We start from the raw sequence: 16,664 nt of genomic DNA, 5'->3' as shown, positions 1-16,664 counted from the left end.
ACGAGTTAAAAAGGCTATCGGTAAACGCGCTAAGGTTGACATAGTCTGTCAATTAGCCGATAGTTCATCAGCTTATTCTTGTGGTATTTTGTTAGAGAGCTCAAGAATACACTCGTAAGTAGTCTGATAAAATGTAGGAGAGCGAATGACCTTTCAAACGCAATCAATGGCACTGACTGTCCCACAGGGCGCCAGTAGCTTAGAAGCTTATATCAATTCAGTGACTAGCATCAGCATGCTGGATGCTGAGGCTGAGTATGAGTTAGCCAAGCGTTTGCAGGAAACAGGCGATCTGCAGGCGGCGAAGCAACTGATTATGTCGCACTTACGTTTTGTTGTGCATGTCGCAAAAGGCTACTCAGGCTACGGTCTGCCACAGGCTGACTTGATCCAAGAAGGCAACATAGGTTTGATGAAAGCGGTTAAACGCTTCGATCCTGATGTTGGCGTGCGTCTGGTGTCTTTTGCTGTTCACTGGATCAAAGCTGAAATACATGAATATGTGCTGAAAAACTGGCGCATTGTTAAAGTTGCCACCACTAAAGCGCAACGTAAGTTATTCTTTAATATCCGTAAAGCTAAAACTCGCTTAGGTTGGTTCAGCGATGCTGAAGTCAGCATGGTGGCTGAAAATCTCGGGGTTTCTAAAGCTGACGTGACCGAAATGGAATCACGTATGGCGGCGCAGGATCCTGCATTTGATTTGACTAATGATCAAGATGAGGAGCATGACTTTGCTCCTGTGCATTATCTAGAAGATCATTCGTCAGATTTAGCGGAGAATATTGAAAACGACAACTGGGAATCCGATTCTCAAGGTCGTTTATTATCGGCGATTAAAACCTTAGATGAGCGTAGCCAGCATATTCTGCGCGCTCGTTGGTTAGATGATAATAAAACGACACTGCAAGAACTGGCAGAAACCTATCAAGTGTCGGCTGAACGTATTCGCCAACTTGAGAAAAATGCCATGAATAAACTAAAAGCGTGTATGGAAATCTAAGTCGCATCACTCATTAAGCGAAGTGATTTCAGACATAAAAAAACCTGCTACGGCAGGTTTTTTTATGTCTGAAATTCGTGTTAAAAATTAGCCTTGAATAAGGTTAGCAATCAGTGATTTTCGGTTCACTTTCAGCCCTGTCTGCTCACTACTTTCTGGCCATGGGTAATAGTGTCTTGGACGTTTGAAACGGGCGATTTTATCGGCGAGGAATAACTCGAGTTCGCTGGTTATCGCCTCAGGCTGACGGGCTAAACTACCGCGAATAATGGCGGCAGGAAGGTGACCAAATTTGTCGTCAGGGATAGCGAAAACGATAGCATCGTCTATTTGCGGGTGCAGCTTAAGCGCGGCTTCAATTTCTTCTGGCTGGATATTTTCGCCACCGCTGATAAACATATTATCGACGCGGCCGAGGATGCGTAGATTGCCATTTTCATCCCATTCACCCCTGTCTTTGGTATAAAACCAGCCATCTTGATCAACGCACGTTTGTATTCCATCGGCAGTGAGGTAGCCCATAAATAGACAAGCGCCGCGCACCCAAATAACACCGTCTTCGATTTTAAGCTCACGTTTCGGGAGTAATTTGCCACTGCTGCCGTCGCTTAAGGCGAGCCCCGTGGTGATTTGTGAGCCCATTTCTGTCATGCCGTAACTGGTGTAGCTGGCAATATTACACTGCTTAAGTTGCGTGAGTAAGTCGAGTGAGACGGCGCCGCCACCGAGTAATAAGGCTTTGATGCTTTTAAGCTTGCTACTGGTGTCGGTTAATAGTTTATTCAGCTGTGCAGGAACCAGAGATAGATGGCTTAGTTTATCTTGGTCAATCTGTTGGCTTAGACTAAGTGCATGATCTGGCATAACAACACAAGCGCCGACTAAGGCGCAGCGATTTAATATTGCCAGACCACCAATGTGGAATAAGGGGAGTGAGAGTAACCAAGCATCTTCTTGTTCTAGCGCGATTAAGCTGCGAGCACCCTCAGCGTTTGCAATATGGTTAGCTAGGCAATGAACAGCTGCTTTGGGGAAACCACTGGAGCCAGAGGTTAAAATCACATTGGCAGGACGTAACACATCGACAGGTTGAGGTAAGTTGGTGCTAACGCATTCAAAATCTAACGCTAATAGACGACAGTGTTGTAACCCTGTATTTTCCTGACTCCAAAAATAGCATATCTGATGACTATCGATTAAACCTTGGATCTGCGTTAGGGGGAAACGTGGTGAGATAGGGAAAAAGATTGCCCCGATATCAATACAGGCCCAGTAGAGGCAAATCATCTCCAGATTATTACTGGCAACGCAAGCGAGGGATTGGCCTTGGCTGATACCCGCAGCACTTAGCTGCTGATTAAGTGCGATAACGCGCTGGCTTAATTCAGAGTAACTAATGTGTTGTCCTGCCTGCTTGATGGCCGTTTGCTGTGGAAACATAAGCGCGGCTTGGTGTACAGGTGACAATATTAGCGGTGGCGATAGGTAGGTATTTGGCAAGCTATCTTTCCTCACCCTTAGCGATACTAGAATCACTTTGCAGTGTTAAATCAAGGGTGTGTTGCACAATAAGCTCAAGTTGCGCCAGTGTCAGGCAGTGTTTTTTACCCGATGATATTAATAAATCTTGGCTAAAGGCACTTAGAGTATCTAACCCAGGGGTTTCATCGGGAGTGAAGATGGCAGCTAAATGAGCTAGATCGTGAATACCTAAGCTGCTTTCAAGGCATGAACTAATAATACAACGCACGCCATAGCTCTGCGCTGTATCGATTAAATCAGCGAGCCTTTCGACAGTGCCGAGCAACATAGGTTTAATCACCAGTGCCGTCAGACCCTTTTGCATCTTAAATTGATACGCGGGATCATTAAGCGACTCATCGAGGGCATATGGCATGCCAATCGCTTGATAAAATCCCACACTATCCTTTGGGTTTTGGCAAGGTTCTTCAATGTATTCAATAGAATCTAGGGGGAGGCACGCAGCAAATTCGATCGCTTGCTCAAGTGTAAAACCTTGATTTGCGTCTAAACGCAATTTGAGATCGGGGCGGGTACGTAGAATGCCATAAATGAGTTTAAGCTCATCTTCAATTGAGGCCTGAGCCACTTTCACTTTCACTGAGTGAACGTCCACGCCAAGCGCTGCAATTTTGTTATCGAGTAAGTCTGTACCTGTATCCGTAGGATGATAAATCAAAGGGACGGTAGCAGTTTGTGGACGAATAGCATCAAGTTTACCCGACAGCTTGGCATGTAATAGACTTAGACCGAAAGCTAAGGAAGGGTAAGCGCTCGTGTTAGCATATTCCAGCAATCTGTCGATATGCTGACCGCAGAGCTGCGGTAATAACTCAACTAAAGAGTGTTGCACTTGAGCCAGCGATTCGCGGCTAAATCCGACTAAAGCTTGCTGATTGATATCAACGCCTGAGAGTGGCGCAATATCAACTTCGACTTGTCGATACTCGCCTTCAATACTTATACAGGCTTGCAGCACTAATCCCGCTCGGTGATCAATTCGTTGCTTGCCTACTGGCAGCAACACGTCGAGCGGTAGTCGATATTGATACAGGTTAAGCGAGCTTAAGATCATATGTTTCCTACATTTTAATACTATTAACCTAGCAGCTTAACTAGCGTTGAGACTAATACCTCTGGAGCCGCTTGGTGTATGTTGTGTCCAGCACCATTGATGCGGTGGACGAGAATGGGCACATGTAATTGCCACTCTTGAGCGAGGGCGTGAAACTTAGCATCTTGACTGCCGGCAAAGAAATGGCATTCACAGGCAAGCTGTGAAGGTACATCCCATAATGAAACTTGGCGCGCCAATGAGGTGGCTAAGAATACTTGTTTAAGTATTTGCTTAGGATGCATGTTCAATATATGAGTTCGATACTCGATTAAGCTTTTTATTTTGGCGGCGGTCATATCGGCAAATACGGGCTGCTGATACCACAAGCTTAAAAAATCTTTACTATTAAGATTGAGCAAACGTTCGGCCCACTGGGCATCACTTTGGCTTCTGGTGTGTTTTTCCTGCTGATCTTTAAGCCCTGGATGGCAGGACTCGAGGTTAAGACTCAATAATCGCTGCGGATAGGCCCTAGCAAGATGCAGGGCGATGCGCCCCCCTAATGAATAACCGTAGAGATGGAACATCTCAGTATTAAGTTTAAGGCTATCAAGTCGCGTCATTATGTCTTGCGTGCAAAAGTTAAAATCAAACTTAGCCTCAGTCGCCCCCTCAGCTTGATTATCCCCATGGCCCGGCAGATCCAGACAAATACAATGAAAGTGCTGACTCAACGTAGGCATTAACGACAACCAGTCGACCTTAGTGCCTAAAAAGCCATGTAGTAGCACTAAAATGGGTAATGAAGCGTCACCGTAACGGGCCATAATTGGCATTAGCTTTGTTTCACCCATAGGTTGAGCGCAGCGATTTGATCGCTAGCTTGGTTTTGGCTCACGTTGACCTCAATGATCGAAGCCCCCTGAAAATCTAGCGCCTCATTGTAGCTATCTTGAAAGTCGGCTAAATTATCCACTTGATTATAGGGCAAATTAAACATGGCTGCGGCATAACCAAATTCTAAGCCGTGGCTGAGTCGATAATAATCACTACGAATTTGCTCATTAGGCACGGGCAGTAAGTTGAAAATATTACCGCCATCGTTATTGAGAATGACGATGACTAACGGGCTGGTTAAACTTTTTGCGATTGCCAGCGAGTTGAGATCGTGCAATTGCGATAAATCACCAATGATCAAACTCGTGGGTTTGCTTGCGTGAGCCGCAATGCCACATGCTGTAGCAAGTAAACCATCAATCCCTGATGCGCCACGATTGGTGAAGGTGGTCGCTGTACAGCAACTTACGGGGGCATACATGTCGTACAAACGTACAGGTAGGCTGTTACCAATAAAAAGCTGTTGTTCTAATGGGCGTGTATTGGCAATCGCACGGACTACTTGTGCTTCACCAAATTCACCATGATCGATATTGCGCACAAATAAGTTATGCAATTCATCGTTATAGGTAATTAAAGTATTTGCCCAGTTTGCAGAGGATGAACGATACCAGTTCAATGCGGCAAACTGTCCTGCATTAGCATGCCAAAGGTGTTTAGTATTGTGGCTCGGGTCGAGCCGGTTTTGCTCGGGTAAAATTTGCCAGTAACTATGCCAATTTTGTTCGGCTAAATATCCAATCAAGCGTTTTGATAATAAACGACCGCCAAATACCAGTACGCGATCGGCCTCTTGTAATAAATTGCGCGCCCTTGGGTGTTGCAACAGTTGGTCGATATTACCTATGACAGCAGGATGCTGGCGCAGTTGTGACTGTGCATCGGTGAGAAGCGGCCAGCCAATTTTTTGCGACAAGGTAATGAGCAGCTGTGGATCTTGCTCTGGCGTAAGCGTACCAACAACAATGACACCTTTACCGTGGACGAACCGCATGATGGCATCGTCACTTGGACTGCTCTGCTGAGAACTCTTGCCATATTGAGTATAAGGTTGCGTGAGTTGCAGCCAATTGTGCAGCGGTTTTAAATAGGGCGATTCTGCATCGAGGATAGTGCTCCCGAGTTCACTCGGATATAAAGGCTCACGGTACATACAGTTAACGTGTACTGGACGAGTTTGATTCGCTATTGCCTCATCTATGGTAGTGAGCAAAGCTTGCGGTGCAATGTGTGTATCCGGTGTAGGTAAATTCACTTGCATAGCATAATTGGCAAAAATACCGGGTTGAACTATGGCTTGATTGGCACCGCAGCCAAGTAATTCAGGCGGACGATCACCACTTAAAACAATTAAAGGCACATGGGTTAGCCAGGCTTCAACGATTGCGGGGTACAAGTTGGCGACGGCGGTACCCGATGTGGTAATAATCGCGACTGGTGCGCGGCTGGCTTTTGCTAGCCCTAAAGCCATAAAGCCGAGTCCACGTTCGTCGAAATGTAAATGACGCTGGAGCTTAGTTTGCTGGGCGGCGGCGAGGGTTAATGGCGTCGAGCGTGAGCCTGGTGCCATACACACATGTTGTACGCCAAGACGTGCTAATTCCTCAAGAATAAGGGCGCCCCAAATAAGATTAAGTGTGGCTGTATTTTCGGTCCGCATAGCTGAATCTATTAGGATAAAGATAGGCTTAGTGTAACGTGTTTGCGGCGTAAGATGTATGGTTGGCTTAACAATTTCGCCAAGGGTTATCTAGAGCATGAGCTGGTGCTTAAGCTAAGGCTGTATCATCTCTATATCGTATTTTTTACTCTTTTTTGCTAAACAATATGATCAACAATTTTTTTAATTTGCCCATTTAACCAAATTAAATCGTCATTTATGTTATTCGGTTGATTTTTTTGCACTAAGAATATTGCCGGTACTTCAGTTTCGGCATATAAACGTTCGGCCTCAAGTTGTGATAACTGACATGTATGTAATTCGGGGGTATCACTCGCCATTTCATAGACGACGCGATAGGGCAATAATGATAGCGCCTGACTTTCTCCGAGATATTCAAACAAACTTGAAATACTGGTAATGTTAATTTCAGTATTGAGTGTGATGCTATTTTTGAGGCAAAAATCTTGATAAGGGCTGAGTTTGCTATGCGAATTACCTAAATCGGTATTTACATAGGGATATTCTGCAATCGTTTCTAAGGTGATATCCCGCTTAAAGATAGGATGGTTGCTGCTAGCAATAAGATAAACTTTATCCATATTTTGCAGTGCCGTTGTTAAAAGCTTATCACCGAATGCGGCCACGTCTGCTGCACCTTTATTACAGCAAATACCTAACATAGTCTCGCCGTTAATAATATCTTGAGTGGTATGCATTGACCACGGAGTGATATTAATATGCATGAGTTTTTTTTCTTCTTTAATGGCCTGCATAAGCGGTTTTGGGAAAGCGTAGGCAATTAAACCTGGCGCAGAAATTTCCACGTGGGTTTTGACTAAATTAGTATTAGCTGCTCTGGCTTTATAAAACTTATCGGTACATTCAATTGCTTCTTTTGCTATTGGATATAAATGAGAAACAAACTCATTAGGGAAAAGTCCATATTTACGACGAATAAAAAGTTCATCACCAAAGATTTCACGCATATTTTTAAGGCTACGGCTAATCTTAGGCGCAGGAATATCGAGAGCTTTAGACACATAAGTTGCAGACTTGTTTTCATATAATGAAACAAGTATTTTCAAACTTAGAATATCGAGCCCATCAAGATTACTAATATGCATTTTTTATATCCCTTAAAATGGAGTAAATGCTTTAAACATTGATTGATTATGGCTCGGCTGAATAATATTAATGTGAAATGTATCTCAACTTCAAAACTATAGCTCCGTAATTAATAAAGGTTTTCTTATATTTATATTTTTCACATATTAAAAAATATAAAATATTATTTTTAATATGTTAATTCCGATTTTCAATATTTCAAATATTGAAAATGTAGCTTTCATATTCCGCTATCGAGATTTGCACTAAGTGACAATGAGGGTTGATTCTTAATTTGTTGTTTATTATTAGGTTGTTATTGTCAAGCGTGATCCTTGTCAAGTAAATAAGTTTGCTTCACGTTAATACTAAAGTTGTTTTAAAAAAGGTGATAACAAAAAATAAATAGGTTATTGGAGGCGTTATGAATACTTCAGTTATTCTCAGTTATGCGTTTATGTACTTTGTGCTGTTTGTCGCAGTTCCATTCGTTTTTGTCATGTTCGTCATGACCTGTATTAAGTTTTTTAAATCAGGTTCGGATGAGGCTGAACATCACGAAATAAAACTAAAACCCATGCTGTTTGATAAGAAAAGCTTTAGTTTTTTTAAATCATTAAAAACAGTAGTAGAAGGCAAGTATGATATTTTTTGTAATGTGCCATTAGATACAGTATTTGAGATGGATCAGCATGATGCTAGTTTAAATCATGATTATCGTCTCGATTATGTATTAATTGATCAGGACTCATCCGAAGTCAAAATGGTAATTAGTGATTCTAGTAAAGAAAATAACTCACTAATGAAAAAACTATTTAGTAAGTTCAATATTAACTTTATTGAGATGAATCAACAGAAATCGTGGGATGCACAAAGCCTTAAGCAAGCGCTAGCTGTCTGATTACGACCGTCGGGTTCGGATATTTCCGAACCCTGACACTCATCTTCGCCCTTCCCCAAATAAATGTGAGGACTCCTTAATGTCCAAAATAAAATGGCTGTGGTCGATTCGCTTGGGTGCAATTGCATTGCTTTTAAGCTTTAGTGCGATGAGCGCCGAATCTCCGCTTCAAATTAACAGTGATACAGCCTGTATGAAGTGTCACAAGCGTAACGGTTCAATGTTAGGCCATCATGGCCAAGATACGATGAAAATGTCCTGCTCAAGTTGTCATGGCGAGAAAGGGGATCACCCCAAAAAGCCAAATGACTTAGTTGTGTTTGGTCTGCAAGAAGGATCTGATCTTGATAAACAGCTTGCCGTTTGTCGCAAATGTCATACACCGAAAAAACTGAGCGCAGCAGAGTGGACACATAACGTACACGCTAAAAAAGTGCCTTGTGCTGCCTGCCATAAATTACATAGCGCAACCGATCCCATGGTTGAAATGACGCCAAAGGTTCGTAGTGAGTTGTGTAGCAGTTGCCACGCCGGCAAGCAGGAGTAAAGTCATGGAAAATTCAAAAAGAAGGTTTCTAAAGGGCACCTGTGCGTTATTAGCGGGTGCAACAGGCGCATCACTTCTTACCACAGTGAATGCCTCTGAAAGCGCTAAAGCCGGATCCGATATTAAGTATGCGATGGTTCACGATGAATCTAAGTGTATTGGATGCCGTGCATGTGAAGTGGCATGCCGTGAGGTGAATGATGTTCCCGAAGGTGTGTCTAGAATTCAAATTCTGCAGACAGGTCCCTTTGGTGAATACCCTAACCAGTTTTATCACTTTAGCCGCAAGTCTTGCCAGCATTGTGAAGATGCACCTTGCGTCAACGTGTGCCCAACAGGCGCCGCGTTTATTGATAAAGAAACCGGTATCGTTTCGGTTAATGCATGGAAATGTGTGGGTTGCCAATATTGTATTGCAGCTTGCCCTTATCAAGTTCGCTTTATTAATCCTGTCACCCACGCAGCGGATAAGTGTGATTTCTGCCGAGAAACTAACTTAGCCCAGGGTAAGCAACCTGCTTGTGTGGCCGCTTGCCCAACCAAGGCATTGGTGTTTGGTAATTTAAAAGATTCGACTTCTGAGATAGTACAAGTGCTGCGCGCTAATCCCACTCAACGCGCCAAAGTTGCCCTCGGAACGCGACCTAAGTTATTCCGTATTCTGGCGAAATCTGGGGAGGTAGTGCTATGAGTGCCTTACATTTTGATACCTTAGTGTGGCATTGGCCCATTGCTATTTACTTGTTTCTTGCAGGCGTTTCTGCAGGGGCGATGTTCTTCGCTGTATTGTTAAAACATTTTGTCTTAAAGCAAAACGCTTATAAATCGGGTTTTGTGCGCGCCGCTTGTATTATCGCGCCAGTGGCGGTAATGGCCGGATTAGGCATTTTGGTTGCTGACTTAACAAAACCTCTCGATTTTTGGAAGATTTTAGTGTTTTACAATCCTACATCTGTCATGTCGATGGGTGTACTTATTCTGCTGATTTATCAAGTATTCATGTTTATGTGGATTGGTTTAACCTTCCGTAAACCGGTTGATGATTGGTGTGAAACACGTTTTCCTATCGTGCTGAAGTTAACTGCATTACTGGCTCGGTTTGAGGCTGCCATCACGGGATTACTGGTGATCCTATCTTTGGCTTTGGGAGCTTACACGGGCTTTTTACTGTCGGCGTTACCTGGTTACCCCATGCTTAAAAACCCAGTATTGCCTTTATTGTTTTTAGTTTCTGGGCTTTCCTCTGGTGCAGCTGCGGCTTTACTCGGGGGCGTGTTGATGAATGGTAAGCCTGATGACAAAGAGGTGCACTTTATCCATAAAGTTGAGATCCCGTTGATCTTAGTTGAAATAGTATTGTTGTTTACCTTCTTTATGGGATTAGTGCTTACTGGTGGGCAAAGTAAGGTCGCAACCTTTAATGCCTTAGGTTATGGCTTCTGGGGATGGGTGTTCTGGGTCGGTATTGTCGGGTTCGGTTTATCAGGTCCTTTAGCGATGAATCTATTTATGACTTCAACATCGAAACGTAAATGGGCTTATGTCGCAGGGACGGCCTGCTTAAGTTTGCTCGGCGTTATATTGCTACGTAACTTTATCCTTTATACGGGGCAAATGACCATAGCCTAAAGCAGAGTCGTGTATCTCTGTAAGCATAATGATAAGAGTGGAAGGACATCGACAAATCGCGAAAACAGTATTTAAGGATAATATTGTAGATAAACCCTTGTGATGCTAGCTCTCAAGGACAAGTCTAGTCGCGATTTGTTGTGTAACAGGGAGGTCGCTGGGCAGGATGCCATTTTCTAGACTTGACTATTTTGCCCTGCCTCCAAATGGGCGTTGCCACCTTTATTTTTAGGGTGGCGTTTCTTGTTTTGGGGTAAATATAATTTATTCGCCGAGATTATTGATCCATTCACTCATAACCACATGGGTTTTGATTTTGATAATATCGGTATGAGTATCAATGTATTCACGGATCTCGTGTAAGCGGCGCATTGAAGGTGCGTTGACATAAACCAGTAAATCCATATCGCCAGAAATTCCACGGCAGGTAATTACTTCGGGTATCGCTTGAAAAACGTGTACTACGTCAGCACAGCGTGGACATTGATGCTGGATCTCGAAATAAGCCGATACGCCCTCTTTTTGTGATTCGCTCAATAGCACTTGATAGCCACGAATAACCCCAGTTTGTTCTAATTTTTTAATGCGCTCGGCCACTGCGCTGCGTGACAGGTTTACCTGTTCAGCAATATTCGACACGCTTTGACGTGCATCCTGACGCAGACTATGAATGATGGCGGTATCAAATTTATCCAAGGGTTACTCCAGTGAAAATGGTTGTTTTAAATCCATGTACTATTTTGCCATTAGTTTGAACAGCTAAAAATTGACTGATGTTTTCAGTTTGAAATATCACTCAACTTTAAATTAGCCGCCATTTTGACTGAGATACAGCCATTTACCGTGATTATGCTTGTTCTGGACGTGAGGAACACTGAAATTAACGGCAGATTGTGGGGCTAAATCTCACTATACTAGCAGCTCAAAAACCACAGAATACTAACAGATGAATTCAAATAGCGGAACTATAGGTCGTTGGCAAGGTGCTGGATTAATGGCGACCACTTTGCTTGGTACTGGGGTATTCATTTTACCTCAAATGACAATTGAAAAAGCGCAATCAGGCGCGCTAGTCGCGTGGATATTGCTTACTCTAGCCATTATTCCAGTGGCACTTGTCTTTGGTCGTTTAGCGAGTGTATTTCCCCATGCCGCTGGCCCCGCCTATTTTGTCGAAAAAGCCTTTGGCCGCACAGCAGGCCGAACCATAGGGTTGATCTTTTTGCTGGTGGTGCCGATGGGCGCGCCCGCAGCTATTTTAATGACTTTTCAGTTTGTAAACGCCTTAATACCTATATCGGGCTGGTCGAAGGTTGGTGTTGAGGTGCTAGTTATTTTTGGTTTGTTCCTGATTAACCTAAGGGGCATTCAAGTGTCGGCTAAGCTGCAATTTGGCCTGACACTGTGCATAGTTGCCGTGGTAATGGTGCTGTTTGGTGCAAATAGTTTTCAGCCAGGCCAGCTAACCACACTTGCTAGCCATGGTATGCCCGAAATGCCGACCGTAATGATGGCTGCTGGCATTGCTTTTTGGAGTTATTTGGGCATCGAAGCTATGACCCATCTCGCCGATGATTTTCGCCGCCCGCAACAAGATATGATCCCCGCGATGATGATGGGCACGATATTAGTAGGGGTTATTTATGTGGCTTGTACACTCTTACTCTTATTAGTTCCGACAGATAAAAGCGTTGCTATGATTGGTGTGTTTGATCAAGTACTTGGTGGTTATGGCGCGCAAGTTATTGGTATTTTAGGTATTGCCAGCGGGTTGGCTACAGTTAACGTATATGCCGCCAGTGCGGCTCGTTTAGTATGGAGCTTTAGTTGTGAGGGTATTTTGCCGCGCTTTTTTGCGGTAAAGAATGCCCACGGTGTTCCTATTCGCGCTTTAGCAGCATTGTTATCAGTAATGGCAAGTGTCATCGTGCTCACCTATATTTCTGGGCAAGAGCTTGAGCACCTTATCGCATGGAGCAATAGTGTGTTTGTGGTGATCTATCTGATGGCGATGTTAGCGGCAGCTAAGTTATTACCGCGGCATAATTGGCCGTTAGTGGCGCTCGGTTGTGTATTTTGCGTTGTGCTGGCCTTTGCGCTTGGCGCCAGCATGTCCTACGTGTTGGTATTAATATTAGTGGTGGCGCCATTCCTGTGGTGGCAAAAGAGCCACATTATCCGTAAGCAAAGTTTGACTGTACCAGAGTCATTACTGTGACCAGCAGGATTAAAACCTACTGGGTATGACTGGTTTCTATGGCGATATTGCGCATGTGGATTAATTCACTGTGTTTTAGATAGAGCAAATCAGCAGTGCGGCGAATAATTTGGTCTTCGTACTGGGATAACTGCCCATCGGCGTAGGCCAGTTGCCACATTGCGAGCAATAGTTGTTGCTTCTGCTCAAGGCTAAATTCAGCATTAATGGCGGTGGTGAACTCAAAGAGTGAAGTGGCGTTGCCTTGGACTCTTTTGGCTTCATCAATTAATACTTGCGCATCTGCTTGCGACATTGACAAGGTTTCGGTCAGTAATTTAGGTAATAACTCGGCTTCTTGTGGTGACAGTGTGTCATCGGCAAATACCACCTCAAGTAACATACTAGCTGCGGCGAGCTTAAGTTGATGCGCCTTGTCTTCAGGTGAAGCGGCTTGAGTATGCGCTTCAAGAAATCGTCTTAATTTTGCAATCATATATGGCGGCTCTTATGCTGGAGGAATATAGAGTAGAGTCGATTGAGGAATGAAAGTTCACCCTAAGTATCGAGCGCTTAGGGTGAGGGCATACCGAGTTAAAGCAGTGAGCTCAGACCTTTTGTGAGTAAATCTGAGGTACCTTCTGCGCCATTGGAGTCTAAGTAAGACTTGGCAATATTGATCATTGGCATAGCCAAGTCTTTAGAAATACCTAGTTTTTCAAAAGCATCAAATACCATTGCACTACTTTGTAGTGATGATCCTAAATTTCCCGCTTTTGATAACAAGCCAGATACACCTGAGGTTGAGTCTAGTGCAGGTGCTGCCGCTAATAGGCTGTCGGCGTTAGGGATGCTGGCAGCCAATGTTGAATAGTCTGTTGTACCAAGGCTAGATTGCGCTAAACCTAATAAACTGCCTAAACCACCCTCTGCCTGAGTTTGATTTAAACCTAGCTGTGACATAACGTTACCAACCAAATCATTTGATTGAGTTGCTGTTGCCGTCGCGAGCGTTTTCTCCGTTTTTGCTTGAGCTCCAGTTAAGTTATCTAGCCATCCCGCACTGGCGGGCGCTGCCAAAATACAAGTGCCAAGGAGGATAGACAGGGTAATAGTGTGTTTCATATGGAAGCGTCCTTTAATAGTTTACGCGCTAGTTCGTTGGACAGTTTAGCGGGTTTGCGGCTTTTGTTGCAGTAGTTTTCTGTGATTAACAGTTCACACTGATGATTTCTATTGTGCATTACTAAGGGATTTTCGGTATCCTTAGCGGCAATTCTTAGTGTTAATTTATTTCAATTATTTGGAAAGTCGCATGTCACTATCCGCAATTTTGTCAGAAGCCTATAACTTCTTCCGTAATCATCTAGCACAACTCGCTATGTTGACTATGCCATTACTGTTGATCCAAGTGGGGATCCAGTTATGGTTAGGCATAGAGATGGGTAAAGTCGATTTAGAAAATCCACAGTTTGGTGCACCGCACATGATTGCGATGATGCTGTTATTGCTCACCTTTTCGGTACTTATTGCCGCAGTTACGTTGTTTTTAGAACTGCGCTCTCAGGGACACAATCCTTCTGCGGGCTTGGTACTTAAAGCCAGCTTGCCTTTTGTTCCACCACTATTATTGGCTGGGGTGTTTTCTGGCTTAGCAATCTTAGCCCCGGTCATGCTGTTTGCTGCCTTTGGACCTTTATGGCTGATTGGATTGGTCATTAGTTTTTATCTTTTTGCCCGATTAGCTTACGTCAACTTTATGGTTGTGGTCGAACGCTTAACCCCATTAGAGGCCATTAAGGGAAGCTTTAGTTTTAGCGGTCCTATTGTGCTGAAAACGATTGCGCTATTAATGCTATATCTACCACTTTCCGTTATCGGCAGTCAGCTATCTGGATTTGCTGCAATGGGTGGGTTTCCGCTACAAATGTTGATGGATACCATTATGTCTTTCATTGGCTTATTCGTTAACGTCGCGTTATTTCGCTTATATATGGTGTCGAAAAAGCCTAATGTTGCATAGTACACATCCAATCTAGTTTGTAGGGAATCACTCATGGGGATGAAAGCGGTCATTAAGGATAGTGAATTTATCCAAGATTTTTCGGCCTCTTTGAGTGATGATTATCTCAAGGCAAAAAGCTATGTGCAGGATGTGCCGACCCAGTCGCTGCTGCACATTCGTAGCTTTACTCATAAACTTGCTGAGTTACTCGGGCAAGATAAGCAAGTCGCGTTCGCGAGTCCAAATTTATACGATAGAATCGAACAACTTAACCAGCAACGCGTTATCGATGTTAAAACTACTCGCGCGCTACATCGATTGCGTGCCGACGGTAATCGCGGCGCTCACCCTGAAAAGTATCATCTCACCCAAGAGCAATTACTCGCGCTCGCGCAAAAATCCATTAAAGATGCCTTGGCCTTAGTTGAGCATTTGTACCCAAAGGTGAAGAGGTACGCGGCATCTCAATACTGTTATGAAGCGTCTGACGCTATGACGGCCAAAGATTTATGCTATCGCGCTATTATGGAAAACGATGCACACGCGCAATATCTAGTGGGGATATCCTTTAAAACCAAGGCGCTAATGCTTAAAGAGCAAGAATCGCTCAAAGAACAAACGTTACTTAAAGAGCAAACGCTTGTGATAACCGCAGGCCCAGCATCAAGTGCCGATGTATCCGCTATCTCCCAGGCCAATAGTGCTTCTCATCTGAGTGCAACAGACTGTTTCTCCCGTGCAGCTTATTGGTTTTCCCTGGCGGCCCCTAGAAATATGGAGGCCTTGCATGAGCACGGCGTGGCATTAATCCACGGATATCAAGGTACACCAGAGGTGGCTGAGGGTGAAAAAGCGATTGCCACCGCAGCCGAGGCTGGAATCGTCAATGCGATGGCGTTGTTGGGATATTTTTATCTTGTCGGCAGTGAGTCGTTTCAACCCGATAGTCAGTTAGCGCAGCATTACTTACAACGCGCGGCAGATGGCGAACAAGCCGAAGCTATGGCTAATTTAGGTGTGCTGCATTACCAGCAAAAAAATCTTACTCAAGCCCATTATTTTATCAGCAAAGCCGCGCAAGCGGGTTATCCCCATGCTCAATACCATTTGGCCTTAATGTTGGCTAATGGCGATGGCTGCACGCGGGATGTTATAGCAAGCGAGCATTGGATGGCTGAAGCTGCAGAGCAAGGACAACTAGATGCCATGCTTATGCGCGCGCAACATATGCTTAATGATGATAATGCCTTTGGCAACGATTTGACTCAGGCAGAGGATTATCTGCGTCAAGTCATTAAATACAGTTACAGTGTTGCTGCCATGATCGAGCTAAGCATGGCATTAGCCGACGGTATGCTAGGGCGAATCGATGTGGTGGGGGCAGCGGCTTTGCTTAAATTAGCACGACAAAATGCCAATAAAAAAGAGGCCGATATTATCGAGCCCCTTCGGCAGTCACTTGCATTACAGATTGAAAATGTGTTGAAAGTAACGCAAGACCCTGCAGAAATTCACAGCCTCAAACACGCGCAGACTTTACTCTCGCAAACTTAACTCTAATTCGTTTAAGTTAGTGTTCGTCTTCTTTATGCTCAAAAGTCCGCCCTTGTTGGCGCATTCGATGGGTTTCTCTCGCATTAGACTCTCTGACAATATTAGCTGAGCTGTAAACGTGACCTTGTGGCTCTTCAGTCATGTAGTCATGTTGATTAGCGCTTGCCTGTGCTTGGTTAAATTTTGCTACCTGACGCACCATATAGAAACGGCTAAATAACACTAAACAGCCGAGGGCAATAGCCCCAAATAGGAGAACGAAGGGTAATAAAAATAACGATAAACAAATTAGACTCAGACTAACCGCCATCGCTAACCAAGCCCGAGGGCCAGAAATTCGTGTCTGCATTGGACTGCGTTGGAACTGTTGATAAATCATGCGAACTCCTCGATAAGCAGTGGACATTTAGTGTGCAATAGCGAGTATGTTTAGGTCACGTTAATATTGCTTAATTTACTTTATTTTACTTTGAAACTCATTCATCGTTAAATATTTGCTTTATTTGTGAGTTAAAAATAATTTGAGTTATCAACTATGGTTTTGTTGGTTGTGTATAAGTTTTATAAAAATCTTTCTGCTGGAAAT

The 16,664-nt window shown here is 43.9% G+C and carries 17 protein-coding genes; 8 read left to right on the top strand and 9 right to left on the bottom strand.

What is annotated here, in order from left to right; all coding sequences use genetic code 11:
• Nucleotides 1-145: 145 nt before the first annotated feature.
• Nucleotides 146-1,003, top strand: coding sequence for an RNA polymerase sigma factor RpoH (rpoH, locus tag BW947_RS05165; RefSeq protein WP_076497255.1), 858 nt, complete (start codon nucleotides 146-148; stop codon nucleotides 1,001-1,003).
• An 87-nt stretch (nucleotides 1,004-1,090) separates the two neighbouring features.
• Here the strand turns inward: rpoH and menE are convergent, their stop codons facing one another.
• The 5 genes from menE to BW947_RS05140 all read right to left on the bottom strand — a co-directional run bounded on the left by menE (nucleotide 1,091) and on the right by BW947_RS05140 (nucleotide 7,265).
• Nucleotides 1,091-2,443 (bottom strand): o-succinylbenzoate--CoA ligase, encoded by a 1,353-nt coding sequence (gene menE, locus BW947_RS05160; RefSeq protein WP_425272271.1) that lies wholly within the window; start codon nucleotides 2,441-2,443, stop codon nucleotides 1,091-1,093.
• A 61-nt stretch (nucleotides 2,444-2,504) separates the two neighbouring features.
• A complete protein-coding gene (gene menC, locus BW947_RS05155; RefSeq protein ID WP_076497253.1) occupies nucleotides 2,505-3,599 on the bottom strand; it encodes an o-succinylbenzoate synthase in 1,095 nt (364 codons plus the stop codon).
• A 23-nt stretch (nucleotides 3,600-3,622) separates the two neighbouring features.
• Nucleotides 3,623-4,417 carry a 2-succinyl-6-hydroxy-2,4-cyclohexadiene-1-carboxylate synthase gene (gene menH / locus BW947_RS05150; protein ID WP_076497252.1) on the bottom strand — a complete coding sequence of 265 codons (795 nt, stop codon included), beginning with the start codon at nucleotides 4,415-4,417 and terminating at the stop codon, nucleotides 3,623-3,625.
• Entirely contained in the window at nucleotides 4,417-6,138 is a 1,722-nt protein-coding gene (menD, locus tag BW947_RS05145) for a 2-succinyl-5-enolpyruvyl-6-hydroxy-3-cyclohexene-1-carboxylic-acid synthase (protein ID WP_076497251.1), read from the bottom strand. The genes menH and menD overlap by 1 nt, the downstream gene beginning before the upstream one ends.
• Before the next feature lie 158 nt (nucleotides 6,139-6,296).
• Entirely contained in the window at nucleotides 6,297-7,265 is a 969-nt protein-coding gene (locus BW947_RS05140; protein ID WP_076497250.1) for a LysR family transcriptional regulator, read from the bottom strand.
• Nucleotides 7,266-7,669: 404 nt separating this feature from the next.
• On the opposite strand from BW947_RS05140, the gene BW947_RS05135 reads away from it, so the two are divergent.
• From BW947_RS05135 to nrfD, 4 genes are all read left to right on the top strand, one after another.
• Entirely contained in the window at nucleotides 7,670-8,146 is a 477-nt protein-coding gene (locus BW947_RS05135; protein WP_076497249.1) for a DUF2726 domain-containing protein, read from the top strand.
• Between the two features lie 79 nt (nucleotides 8,147-8,225).
• Nucleotides 8,226-8,693: a nitrite reductase gene (locus BW947_RS05130; RefSeq protein ID WP_076497248.1), complete on the top strand. Its 468-nt coding sequence runs from the start codon at nucleotides 8,226-8,228 to the stop codon at nucleotides 8,691-8,693.
• Between the two features lie 4 nt (nucleotides 8,694-8,697).
• Nucleotides 8,698-9,384 (top strand): 4Fe-4S dicluster domain-containing protein, encoded by a 687-nt coding sequence (locus tag BW947_RS05125; RefSeq protein ID WP_076497247.1) that lies wholly within the window; start codon nucleotides 8,698-8,700, stop codon nucleotides 9,382-9,384.
• The gene (gene nrfD, locus BW947_RS05120; protein ID WP_076497246.1) at nucleotides 9,381-10,322 is read left to right on the top strand and encodes a cytochrome c nitrite reductase subunit NrfD; all 942 of its coding nucleotides are present in this window, start codon (nucleotides 9,381-9,383) and stop codon (nucleotides 10,320-10,322) included. Before BW947_RS05125 ends, nrfD begins: the two co-directional genes overlap by 4 nt.
• A gap of 264 nt (nucleotides 10,323-10,586) precedes the next feature.
• On the opposite strand, the gene BW947_RS05115 is transcribed toward nrfD, so the two are convergent.
• The gene (locus BW947_RS05115) at nucleotides 10,587-11,018 is read right to left on the bottom strand and encodes an Lrp/AsnC family transcriptional regulator (RefSeq protein WP_076497245.1); all 432 of its coding nucleotides are present in this window, start codon (nucleotides 11,016-11,018) and stop codon (nucleotides 10,587-10,589) included.
• A gap of 250 nt (nucleotides 11,019-11,268) precedes the next feature.
• Between BW947_RS05115 and yjeH the strand changes: the two genes are divergently transcribed.
• Nucleotides 11,269-12,540: an L-methionine/branched-chain amino acid transporter gene (yjeH, locus tag BW947_RS05110; RefSeq protein WP_076497244.1), complete on the top strand. Its 1,272-nt coding sequence runs from the start codon at nucleotides 11,269-11,271 to the stop codon at nucleotides 12,538-12,540.
• 16 nt (nucleotides 12,541-12,556) lie between these two features.
• Here the strand turns inward: yjeH and BW947_RS05105 are convergent, their stop codons facing one another.
• Together BW947_RS05105 and BW947_RS05100 are read right to left on the bottom strand one after the other, a co-directional pair.
• Complete coding sequence (locus BW947_RS05105) at nucleotides 12,557-13,015, bottom strand: tellurite resistance TerB family protein (RefSeq protein ID WP_076497243.1); 459 nt, start codon at nucleotides 13,013-13,015, stop codon at nucleotides 12,557-12,559.
• A 98-nt stretch (nucleotides 13,016-13,113) separates the two neighbouring features.
• Nucleotides 13,114-13,644: a DUF2780 domain-containing protein gene (locus BW947_RS05100; protein WP_076497242.1), complete on the bottom strand. Its 531-nt coding sequence runs from the start codon at nucleotides 13,642-13,644 to the stop codon at nucleotides 13,114-13,116.
• A 190-nt stretch (nucleotides 13,645-13,834) separates the two neighbouring features.
• Here BW947_RS05100 and BW947_RS05095 point away from each other — a divergent pair, with 190 nt between their 5' ends.
• Together BW947_RS05095 and BW947_RS05090 are read left to right on the top strand one after the other, a co-directional pair.
• On the top strand, nucleotides 13,835-14,542 hold the full coding sequence (locus BW947_RS05095; RefSeq protein WP_076497241.1) for a hypothetical protein: 708 nt from the start codon (nucleotides 13,835-13,837) through the stop codon (nucleotides 14,540-14,542).
• Nucleotides 14,543-14,575: 33 nt separating this feature from the next.
• Nucleotides 14,576-16,078: a DUF4145 domain-containing protein gene (locus BW947_RS05090; RefSeq protein ID WP_076497240.1), complete on the top strand. Its 1,503-nt coding sequence runs from the start codon at nucleotides 14,576-14,578 to the stop codon at nucleotides 16,076-16,078.
• Between the two features lie 16 nt (nucleotides 16,079-16,094).
• Here BW947_RS05090 and BW947_RS05085 read toward each other — a convergent pair whose 3' ends face one another.
• Complete coding sequence (locus BW947_RS05085) at nucleotides 16,095-16,457, bottom strand: hypothetical protein (protein WP_076497239.1); 363 nt, start codon at nucleotides 16,455-16,457, stop codon at nucleotides 16,095-16,097.
• Nucleotides 16,458-16,664: the final 207 nt, after the last annotated feature.

The sequence above is a fragment of the Shewanella morhuae genome, assembly GCF_900156405.1.
GTDB classification, from domain to species: Bacteria; Pseudomonadota; Gammaproteobacteria; order Enterobacterales; family Shewanellaceae; genus Shewanella; species Shewanella morhuae.
This window is presented reverse-complemented; position numbering and strand designations above follow the sequence as displayed.